The sequence below is a fragment of the Kribbella albertanoniae genome (genome assembly GCF_004348455.1).
Classification (GTDB): domain Bacteria; phylum Actinomycetota; class Actinomycetes; order Propionibacteriales; family Kribbellaceae; genus Kribbella; species Kribbella albertanoniae.
On the sequence record NZ_SMKA01000544.1, the window covers coordinates 1 to 1,041 of the forward strand.

A 1,041-nucleotide genomic window follows, 5' to 3' on the forward strand; every position below is an offset into this window, starting at 1 on the left:
GTGGTGTAGGCGTCCAGGAGGTGGCCGGCGGCGGTGACTGAGCCGACCAGGGGGTGCCAGGCGAAGGCTCGGAGGGCGGCGGAGCGGGAGGCGGTGGTGGCGGCTTCGATCGTGGAGCGTTCGACGGCTTTGACCGCGGTGACGAGGCCGGCCTGGTGGTCGGTGAGCTGGGAGACGGCGAGCGGGAGGGCGCCGTTGGCGTCGACCGTGCACGGGATCTCGACCACGGCGTCGTCGTCGAGGTGGTGCAGGATGCCGCGGTTGCGGACGTTGAGGATGAGGGAGGCGCGTTCGTTGTGGGCGATGGCGCGCATCAGGGACAGGGCGACCTGTTCGTAGCCGCCGGCTGCCATGTCGCGTTCGTCGCGTTCGCCGGCGTCGGCGACCTCGCGGCTCTCCACCATGTACGTCGATTCGCGCTCGGCGCGGGTCTTCTGCCACAGCTCGAGCGCCTGGTCGGGGTGCTGGGTCGTCTCGGCGTAGAACGCGGACTGCTGCTCGAGGAGGAACGTGCCGCGGGTCTGCCGGACAGCCTGTACGGCGGCCAGCGTCTCCCGCGCGAAGTAGTAGTAGTGCAGGTACTCGTTCGGGATCGAGCCGAGCGACCGCAGCCAGTCCACCCCGAACAGCCGCCCTTCCTCGAAGGAGGTGAGCTCCTCGGTGGATGTCAGGAGTTCGGGGAGCCGGTCGACCCCACCGGACCGCAGACCGCGCAGCCAGCCGAGGTGGTTGAGCCCGGCGTAGTCGTAGAACGCGGTCGCCGGGTCGACGCCGAGCGCGAGCGCTGCGCGGCGGCCGAGGCCTGAGGGTGAGTCGCAGATGCCGATCACGCGGTCGCCCAGGTACGGGATCATCGCCTCGGTCACCATCCCGGCCGGGTTGGTGAAGTTGATGACCCAGGCCTCCGGAGCGAGCGCCGCAATCCGCTGCGCGATCGCCGCCGCCACCGGAATCGTCCGCAGCCCATAAGCGATCCCGCCGGCGCCCACGGTCTCCTGACCCAGTACGCCGAGGTCGAGCGCCACCCGCTCGTCGACAGTC

Annotated in this window: 1 protein-coding gene; it reads right to left on the minus strand. The window is 70.6% G+C overall.

The genetic code is table 11. The features are described 5' to 3' along the window. Positions 1-1,041, minus strand: a 1,041-nt coding sequence (locus E1261_RS44905) for a family 4 glycosyl hydrolase (RefSeq protein ID WP_132416502.1), incomplete at both ends; no start/stop codon positions are given.